Raw genomic sequence first — 8,074 nt, forward strand, 5'->3', positions numbered from 1 at the left:
TGCACTCCCACAACCCCGCACATCTGCATACCGTGAAAGGCATGGACATGGAACTAACTCTCAATAACGGCGTCACAATGCCTGCCCTGGGCCTGGGCGTCTTCCAAAGCGCCCCGGAACAAACGACGGCGGCTGTCGAGGCCGCGCTTGCCGCCGGCTACCGGCACATCGACACCGCCGCCGCGTACGGCAACGAGCGGGAGGTCGGTGAGGGCATCCACCGCTCGGGCCTGGATCGGGCGGAGGTGTTCATCGAGACCAAGGTCTGGGTCAGTGACTACGGCTACGACCAGACCCTGCATGCCTGGGAAAAGGCGATGGGCAAGCTCGGCGTCGACTACCTGGACCTGCTCATCCTGCACCAGCCCGCACCCGACCGGTTCGAGAAAACCATCGCCGCATACAAAGCGCTGGAAACCCTGCTCGCCGACGGGCGCGTGCGGGCGATCGGCGTCAGCAACTTCATGCCGCACCACCTGAGGCAACTGCTCGACTCGACCGACGTCGTCCCGGCCGTGAACCAGATCGAACTGCACCCCTACTTCACCCAGCCCGCCGTCCAGGCAGCCGACGCCGAACACGGGATCCTCACCCAGGCCTGGTCGCCGATCGGAGGGATCACCTTCTACCCAGGATGGGGCGGCCAGGAGCGGCGGAACGTCATGGAAGACCCGGCAATCGCCACCATCGCACGGGCCCATGGCAAGAGTCCGGCCCAGGTCATGCTGCGGTGGCACCTGCAGCAGGGCCGCTCAGCCATCCCGAAATCGACCAACCCTGCCCGCATCGCCGAGAACTTCGACGTCTTCGACTTCGAACTCAGTGCCAACGAACTCGCCGCCATCGACGCGCTCGACACGGGCGTGCGCAACGGTCCGGACCCTGACGAAGCCCGCGAGGAACGCTTCGCCATGGTCATCCCCGAAGCCTAAGACAGAGAGAAGGGACCACTATGGAATACCGCCCCCTCGGCCGCACCGGAGTGCAGGTCAGCCCCTTATGCCTCGGTGCGATGATGTTCGGCCCCTGGGGCAACAACGACACCGCCGATTCCATCCGCATCATCCACCGAGCCCTCGACGCGGGCATCAACTTCATTGACACCGCCGACGTCTACTCCGGCGGGGCATCCGAGGAAATCGTCGGGCAGGCGCTGGACGGGCGCCGAGATGACGTGTTCCTTGCCACGAAGTTCTTCATGCCCATGAACGAGGAGCCCAACCAGCGCGGCGGATCCCGGCGCTGGATCATCCGCGAGGTCGAAAACTCCCTTCGCCGGCTCAACACCGACTACATCGACATCTACCAGGTCCACCGGCCCAGCCCCGATACCGACGTCGAAGAGACCCTCGGCGCGCTCACCGACCTCGTCCGCCAGGGCGAAGTCCGTTACATCGGCTCCTCGTCGTACTCCGGATCCCAGATCGTCGAAGCCCAGTGGGCATCCCGGGAACGGAACCTGGAACGGTTCGTCACCGAGCAGCCGCCGTATTCGATCCTGGTCCGAAGCATCGAAGAAGACATCCTCCCCACGGTCCAACGCCACGGCATAGGCACCCTCACATACAGTCCGCTCAGCGGCGGTTGGCTCTCCGGGCGCTGGCGCAAAGACTCCGCCTCCACACCCACCTCCTCAGCCCGTCCGAACGCCCGGTTCGATATGAGCAGCCCGGCCAACCAGCGCAAGCTCGACCTCGTCGAGGAACTCGCCCAGCTCGCCGAACAAAACGGACTGACGCTCATCGAGCTGGCCATCGCGTTCGTGATCAACCACCCGGGCGTCACGGCCGCCATCGTCGGACCACGCACCATGGAACAACTCGAGTCCTACCTGCCTGCCGCGGACATCACACTGAGCACCGACGTGCTTGACCGCATCGACCAGCTCGTCGCACCCGGTGTCACCGTCAACCCCGAGGACAACAGCTACGGAGCCCACGAACTGACACCATTGGCAAGGCGACGGTGACAGCCGTAACCGCACCGGCGGTAAGCGCCAAACAACTCTTCGACGAAGAAAAGAAGTAAGGAAGACCATGAATATCGAACCCACTGCGCCGACCACGAAGAACCCGCCGGCCCAGTTCGCCGGCGACGTCTGGCTCGACCCGATCGCACTGCCCCATGAGAGCGACCAGACCATGGTCGTCGCGACCGTTCGCTTCGCTCCCGGTGCCCGCACCGCCTGGCACTCCCACAAGCACGGCCAGTACCTACGCGTCACCCAGGGGGTCGGCCGCTTCGGTACCCGAGACGGCAAGATCATCGAGGTCCATCCGGGCCAGACGCTCTACACTCCACCGGGTGAGGAGCATTGGCACGCTGCTGCCCCCGGCTGCTTCATGGAACACATCGCCATGCTTCAGCACGGCGAGGACCCTTCCAAGACCACCACCTGGCGCGAGCACATCACAGACGACGAATACAACGGTCGCTAGTGTCAGGACTTCTGTAGCGAGTCGGGACTCCCGAACCTGCCTTGGTGATCGGCCTTGGTGCCGGGACTGGCCGGAGGAGTTCTCACTGGATAGCAAGGAAACTCTGGAGAAACTCGTATGACATCCGTGGAGGGCCGGCTATCGGGCAGCGCGATTTTCTCTCGAGTCGAGAGCTGAAGCCTCGGTAAAGAATCGCCATGACTCCATGCCTTTCGCTGTCTGGCCCCTTGGACAATCGTGGGCAGGCCTACTCGATCTGAGTACTGATCCCATGGTCTCCAAGAGGGTTCCCCCAAGTCGAGTAATAGATACGCATGACATGTCTCGGGCACCATGCGAAAGTGACGTTCACGTTCGACAACTCCACGGGGGACCCACAAGTGAAGAGACTGCCCGTTCCCGTCACGTCGGGCCGACGCGCAAGAATTCAGCGGCCCCAAACCGTCGAAAATGCGAGGGCTCGCCACCGATGAAGCAGAACGTGAAATCAAGTTCCCTGGCCCTCGAGCACTTCTGCCCCTACAAATTGTCGGCACCAGGTGGGATCCTGCATCATGGCAACCAAACGTCGTCGATCAAGTAGCGCGGGCGCCGGCGCAGTCGGATGTGGCCCCGTCCTCGCGCTCATCGTGATCGGGCTCCTCATCCAGTACTGGTGGGTTCTCCTGATCGCTCTCGGTGTGGTTGCACTGACCGTGGCACTCGTCCGCGTCGCTGCGGCCCCGCCCCGTCCGGCCAAGGTGCGCCCGCCCAAGCCTGCCCGTCCGCCCAAGCCCCAACCGGTCAGGGCATCACCTGGGCCGGCCCTCGTCAGTGACGATCTCGCGGACCAGATGCGCGCCGCCAAACAGGACCGCCACATACGGGACATGCAGGAATGGGACTACGAGTGGATCCGGCTGACCAACCCAGAGAAGAACAGCCGGGACCTCAGTGAAATCGCCAACGCCCACTTCGCGCGCGGGCGGTCGATAGGCGTCAATTATGAGGACCCCTCCGCCCCCTGACTCAGGGGCCAAAGCCTCAGCAGCCTACTCCATCTCCAACCCGGCAACATCATGGCGGCAGCCTCGCGACATCCGTCAGGGGGTATCCCTGGTCATGCGACCACCTATACCGCCCGGCGACTGGGAAGCCCGTTGCCGGGTCGGATCGTAAGCCTTGCTTTGAACCAACCCATCAACAACTGGGCCCTCGCGCTCGAACCCTCGTTTGTCAGCGCAACCTCTTGCCAGCGGTATCGGGCAGGGCTATCTTCTGACCATGGATGCGTCCCGGCCTTCCACTCCGCGCAGCGTCGTCCTCGTACACGGGATGTGGGGCCGTCCCGGCGACTGGCAATGGGTCCAGCGCCGGCTTGAGGACAGGGGTGTTGGAGTACTGGTGCCGGACCTCCCTTCGCACCGGCTCCCTGATGCGGGATTCCTCGACGACGTCGAGGAAGTGAAAGCCGCAATCCGCTCGAGCGCTCCGCCCACCTGTGTGGCCGGTTGGTCTTACGGAGCCGACGTGATCGGAGTCGCCGCAGAAGGCGAAGCGAACGTCGCAAGGCTGGTGTACGTCTCCTCCGTGCCGCAGAAGATTCATCCTGACCCCCGAGACGGCGGCATTTTCGATGGCAGTCCAATCATGGTCTGGGACGATCAGGACCGGTTCGTCCTCAACGATGCGTGGAAGGAGGGAAGGGACTTCCGGCCAGAGGTCTGGGAGCACTACGCAACGAACCCGTTGCGCGCCGTCACGAGGCGGACCCTTTCCGACCCGATCCCCGCTGCCGCTTGGGAACACATCCCTACAACGATCCTGCTCGGGAATCGAGACGATCTGAACGGCGAGCAGCAGCGGGTATGGGCCCGAGAAGCTGTCGCGGATGTCCGGGACGTGGACTCTGACCATTTCGTGCCGCACAACATCCCGGAGATCGTCGCGGACGTGCTCCTCGAAGACCTTCCAGTGCCCCAGCCGCATTGACTCACTGTGTCCTCAGGACGCGTCTTGCACAGCCGGACCCGCTTCCCCCACTGCCCTGCCGTGTCCCAGCCCCTTGGGCGCTTCACCGACGACGTCCGACGACGGGAATACCGACGACGGCGACCTGCGTCTGCGCGCCTGGACCGCCCTGACCCACCCCCATCGCCGTAGATGCCTGCCGTTGAGGATGCAAAAGAGGCGGCGGGGACGAGAGGTACAAGAGCCCCGGCGGCCAGACTGTGCACATAGTGCGCAGCCCCTTGTAAAAGCCTTTGAGCAACACCGAGCACCGCTCCGCGCCGAGAGACTGGTTGGAGACCTCACTCCAGAAGGCGTCGCTTCTAGTCAAGTCCCAGATCGAAACACGTACGCGATGAATGCCCGCGATTTCCGGGAAGCCCCCGCGGCACTCGTGCGGGGTCAGGTCTCATTTTGGCGCCGTCACTATCGACCCATTGCCCCGGAACTCCGCAAGCAGCTCTCCCTTTTCGTTTGTGATGCTGATGTCGCAGATTGAGTTGCGTCCGTAGGTAGCGCGGATCACTGCATTGGCCACGAGACCCACGCCCCCTTGGGCTGCAGCCACGAACGCAATCTCAGCATTACGGGTCACCGAGAGCCGGCCGAGCGAGGCGCAGCGGTAGGCAAGAGCGGTATCGGCAAGCAAAAAGAGGTAACCGCCGTGCACAATTCCGTGGCTGTTAAGTATTTCAGGGCGAATCGTATCTGGAGCGGTGCGCGCTCAGCGTCCGGCGGAACGTCGAGAACCGCTTCCTGCCCCCCGATGAAGCCGAAGCGCCTCTTCAGACCTACTAAGAGAAGGTGGCACCATGACCATCACGATCGCTGCCGTCGGCGACCTCGTCCTCGACGAGCCGGACTCTGCCTCCTTCTTCTCCCCCACGGCGGAGGTCCTCCGCGCGGCGGATGTCAGCATCGGCCACATCGAGGTCCCCCACTCGTACACCAAGATCCAATCCAGCACCGATGTCCCCGCACCTCCCGCGGACCCGGAGGAGCTCACCGCGGTGGCCGAGGCAGGCTTCGATATCGTGGGCCGGAACACGGTCACTCTGTTCTGACTGATATGCAGTCGCCCAGCCAGCTCAACCTGCCCCATTGCAGCCTGGTCGCAACCTCTGAACCCCTAGCATGGGGGCCAGGACGAAGACGTCTGTTTCCCAGAGGAGTGACCATGACTGTTTATGTACAGCCCGGCCAAGAAGGATCCAAGGTCCAGTTCAAGGATCGGTACGAGAACTGGATCGGCGGCCAATGGGTGGCTCCAACTACTGGCCAATACATCGAGAACGTCTCCCCCGTGAACGGCAAGCAATTCACCGAGGTGGCCCGCGGCGCCGCGGCGGACGTTGAACTCGCACTCGATGCCGCGCACAAGGTCGCCCCGGCGTGGGGCAAGACGTCAGCCACTGAGCGCGCTGCGGTGCTGAACAAGATCGCAGACCGGATCGATGCCAACCTCGAAATGCTGGCCGTCGCTGAAACCTGGGACAACGGCAAGCCCATCCGCGAAACCCTCAACGCGGACATCCCGCTCGCGGCGGACCACTTCCGCTACTTCGCCAGCGCCGTCCGCGCCCAGGAAGGCCGGCTGTCCCAGCTGGACGAGGACACCACCGCCTACCACTTCCACGAACCGCTGGGCGTGGTGGGACAGATCATTCCGTGGAACTTCCCCATCCTGATGGCCGTGTGGAAGCTGGCCCCCGCCCTGGCCGCTGGGAACGCGGTGGTCTTGAAGCCCGCCTCCAACACCCCGGCCTCCATCCTGGTCCTGGCCGAACTCATCGCGGACCTGCTGCCAGCCGGCCTTCTGAACATCGTCAACGGCTTCGGGTCTGAGGTGGGAAAGCCGCTCGCATCCAGCCCGCGGATCCGGAAGATCGCGTTCACAGGCGAGACCTCCACCGGGCGCCTGATCAGCCAATACGCTAGCGCCAACCTGATCCCAGTCACGCTGGAGCTCGGTGGCAAGAGCCCGAACATCTTCTTCAACGACGTCGCCGAATCCGACGATGCCTTCTACGACAAGGCCCTGGAGGGTTTCACCCTGTATGCCTTCAACCAGGGTGAAGTCTGCAGCAGCCCGTCGCGCGCCCTGGTCCAGGAAGGCATCTACGACTCCTTCATGGCAGACGCTGTGGCCAGGACGCAGAAGATCATCCAGGGCAACCCGCTGGACACCAACACCCAAATCGGTGCCCAGGCATCGGTAGGCCAGATGGAGAAGATCCTCTCCTATATCGACATCGGGCTCGGAGAGGGCGCCAAGATCCTGGCAGGCGGCGCACCGACCGAGCTTGACGGCGACCTTGCCGGCGGTTTCTACGTCCAGCCCACCATCTTCGAGGGCCACAACCGGATGCGGATCTTCCAAGAGGAGATCTTCGGCCCGGTGGTTTCCGTGACGAAGTTCAGCGACTACAACGACGCGATCGGCATCGCCAACGACACCCTTTACGGACTCGGGGCCGGCGTATGGTCCCGCAACGGGAACGTCGCCTACCGGGCAGGCCGGGAAATCCAGGCCGGCCGCGTCTGGGTCAACAACTACCACGCCTACCCGGCCGGTGCCGCGTTCGGCGGATACAAGTCCTCCGGCATCGGACGCGAAAACCACGCCATGATGCTGGACCACTACCAGCAAACCAAGAACCTCCTGGTCAGTCACTCCGAAAACAAGCTCGGCTTCTTCTAGAGCCTGAGCGACGAGCACAGCAAGCTTTCAACAACTACACGACGAAAGGCTACTTGAATGATGAGAATGCTGATAATTGGGCCGCCCGGTTCCGGCAAAGGTACGCAGGCGGAACGGATCTCCGAACGCCTCGGCGTCGTTGCGATCTCCACCGGCGACATCTTCCGCGCCAATGTGAAGGGCGGGACGCCCCTTGGCATCGAAGCCAAGAAGTACATGGACGCCGGTGACTTTGTCCCCGACAGCGTCACCAACGAGATGGTGCGAAGCCGCCTCTGTCAGGACGACGTCGAGAACGGCTTCCTATTGGATGGTTACCCCCGCACCACGGCGCAAGTTGATTACCTGGACGAGGTCTTGGCGAGGGGCGGGCAACTGCTGGACGTTGTCCTGCAGCTGACCGCCGAGGACGACGAACTGGTCCACCGTCTGCTGGGCCGCGCCAAGGAGACGGGCCGCAGCGACGACAACGAAGCCGTTATCCGCCACAGGCTGGATCTTTACCACGAGCAGACCGAAGCCGTGGTGGCCAAGTATGCCGAGCGCGGCATCCTGAAAAAGGTTGATGGCCTCGGCGGGATCGAGGATGTCACAGACAGAGTGATGAGCACCATCGACAGTCCCCTCGAAGTCTCCGTCGTAAGCGGACACTAGTCCTGGAACCGCGGGCACCGGTGGTCCCGCAAGGTGGTCGCCCATGTCGGATCCCAGTAGCGGAATCCGGCGGGGGCGACCACCTTCGGCGTATACAACGACGATCTGGAAAGTCCTAGGTGAGCCGGCTTCATCGTTCTGGTTGGCGATGACGACGTCCGGGACCACGGCACATTCTTGCGACGGCGGGTTTCATGACAAAGGCGGCGGTTCCCGGGAGGGGACCGCCGCCTTTGCGTGGTGGTTTGGTGCCGTGGGTGGCCCGGTGAGGGGCTTACTTCTTCAGCGATTC

General features: G+C 63.3%; 9 protein-coding genes. 8 read left to right on the plus strand and 1 reads right to left on the minus strand.

The features are described 5' to 3' along the window. The first annotated feature begins 47 nt into the window (after positions 1 to 47). The 5 genes from OOZ51_RS20030 to OOZ51_RS20050 all read left to right on the plus strand — a co-directional run bounded on the left by OOZ51_RS20030 (position 48) and on the right by OOZ51_RS20050 (position 4,409). Positions 48 to 932, plus strand: a complete 885-nt coding sequence (locus tag OOZ51_RS20030) for an aldo/keto reductase (protein ID WP_265981559.1) — start codon at positions 48 to 50, stop codon at positions 930 to 932. A 20-nt stretch (positions 933 to 952) separates the two neighbouring features. Beyond that, positions 953 to 1,969: an aldo/keto reductase gene (locus OOZ51_RS20035; protein ID WP_265981560.1), complete on the plus strand. Its 1,017-nt coding sequence runs from the start codon at positions 953 to 955 to the stop codon at positions 1,967 to 1,969. 67 nt (positions 1,970 to 2,036) lie between these two features. Further along, positions 2,037 to 2,438 (plus strand): (R)-mandelonitrile lyase, encoded by a 402-nt coding sequence (locus OOZ51_RS20040; RefSeq protein WP_265981561.1) that lies wholly within the window; start codon positions 2,037 to 2,039, stop codon positions 2,436 to 2,438. A gap of 554 nt (positions 2,439 to 2,992) precedes the next feature. Next, positions 2,993 to 3,445, plus strand: coding sequence for a hypothetical protein (locus OOZ51_RS20045; RefSeq protein ID WP_265981563.1), 453 nt, complete (start codon positions 2,993 to 2,995; stop codon positions 3,443 to 3,445). A 205-nt stretch (positions 3,446 to 3,650) separates the two neighbouring features. Further along, complete coding sequence (locus OOZ51_RS20050) at positions 3,651 to 4,409, plus strand: alpha/beta hydrolase (protein ID WP_265981565.1); 759 nt, start codon at positions 3,651 to 3,653, stop codon at positions 4,407 to 4,409. A 427-nt stretch (positions 4,410 to 4,836) separates the two neighbouring features. On the opposite strand, the gene OOZ51_RS20055 is transcribed toward OOZ51_RS20050, so the two are convergent. Then, entirely contained in the window at positions 4,837 to 5,130 is a 294-nt protein-coding gene (locus OOZ51_RS20055; protein WP_323054816.1) for a hotdog fold thioesterase, read from the minus strand. Between the two features lie 109 nt (positions 5,131 to 5,239). Here OOZ51_RS20055 and OOZ51_RS20060 point away from each other — a divergent pair, with 109 nt between their 5' ends. The 3 genes from OOZ51_RS20060 to OOZ51_RS20070 all read left to right on the plus strand — a co-directional run bounded on the left by OOZ51_RS20060 (position 5,240) and on the right by OOZ51_RS20070 (position 7,782). Next, the gene (locus OOZ51_RS20060; protein WP_265981566.1) at positions 5,240 to 5,491 is read left to right on the plus strand and encodes a CapA family protein; all 252 of its coding nucleotides are present in this window, start codon (positions 5,240 to 5,242) and stop codon (positions 5,489 to 5,491) included. 113 nt (positions 5,492 to 5,604) lie between these two features. Next, entirely contained in the window at positions 5,605 to 7,128 is a 1,524-nt protein-coding gene (gene exaC, locus OOZ51_RS20065) for an acetaldehyde dehydrogenase ExaC (RefSeq protein WP_265981567.1), read from the plus strand. Between the two features lie 66 nt (positions 7,129 to 7,194). After that, on the plus strand, positions 7,195 to 7,782 hold the full coding sequence (locus tag OOZ51_RS20070; RefSeq protein ID WP_265981569.1) for an adenylate kinase: 588 nt from the start codon (positions 7,195 to 7,197) through the stop codon (positions 7,780 to 7,782). Positions 7,783 to 8,074: the final 292 nt, after the last annotated feature.

Origin of the sequence: Arthrobacter rhizophilus (assembly GCF_026241105.1) — a bacterium.
In the GTDB taxonomy this organism is placed as follows: domain Bacteria; phylum Actinomycetota; class Actinomycetes; order Actinomycetales; family Micrococcaceae; genus Arthrobacter.

What these genes read in the sequence shown, in the direction of transcription:
- OOZ51_RS20035 (WP_265981560.1), top strand. Translation starts at nt 953, where the DNA reads ATGGAATACCGCCCCCTCGGCCGCACCGGAGTGCAGGTCAGCCCCTTA.
- OOZ51_RS20070 (WP_265981569.1), top strand. Translation starts at nt 7,195, where the DNA reads ATGCTGATAATTGGGCCGCCCGGTTCCGGCAAAGGTACGCAGGCGGAA.
- OOZ51_RS20040 (WP_265981561.1), top strand. Translation starts at nt 2,037, where the DNA reads ATGAATATCGAACCCACTGCGCCGACCACGAAGAACCCGCCGGCCCAG.
- OOZ51_RS20045 (WP_265981563.1), top strand. Translation starts at nt 2,993, where the DNA reads ATGGCAACCAAACGTCGTCGATCAAGTAGCGCGGGCGCCGGCGCAGTC.
- exaC (WP_265981567.1), top strand. Translation starts at nt 5,605, where the DNA reads ATGACTGTTTATGTACAGCCCGGCCAAGAAGGATCCAAGGTCCAGTTC.
- OOZ51_RS20060 (WP_265981566.1), top strand. Translation starts at nt 5,240, where the DNA reads ATGACCATCACGATCGCTGCCGTCGGCGACCTCGTCCTCGACGAGCCG.
- OOZ51_RS20030 (WP_265981559.1), top strand. Translation starts at nt 48, where the DNA reads ATGGAACTAACTCTCAATAACGGCGTCACAATGCCTGCCCTGGGCCTG.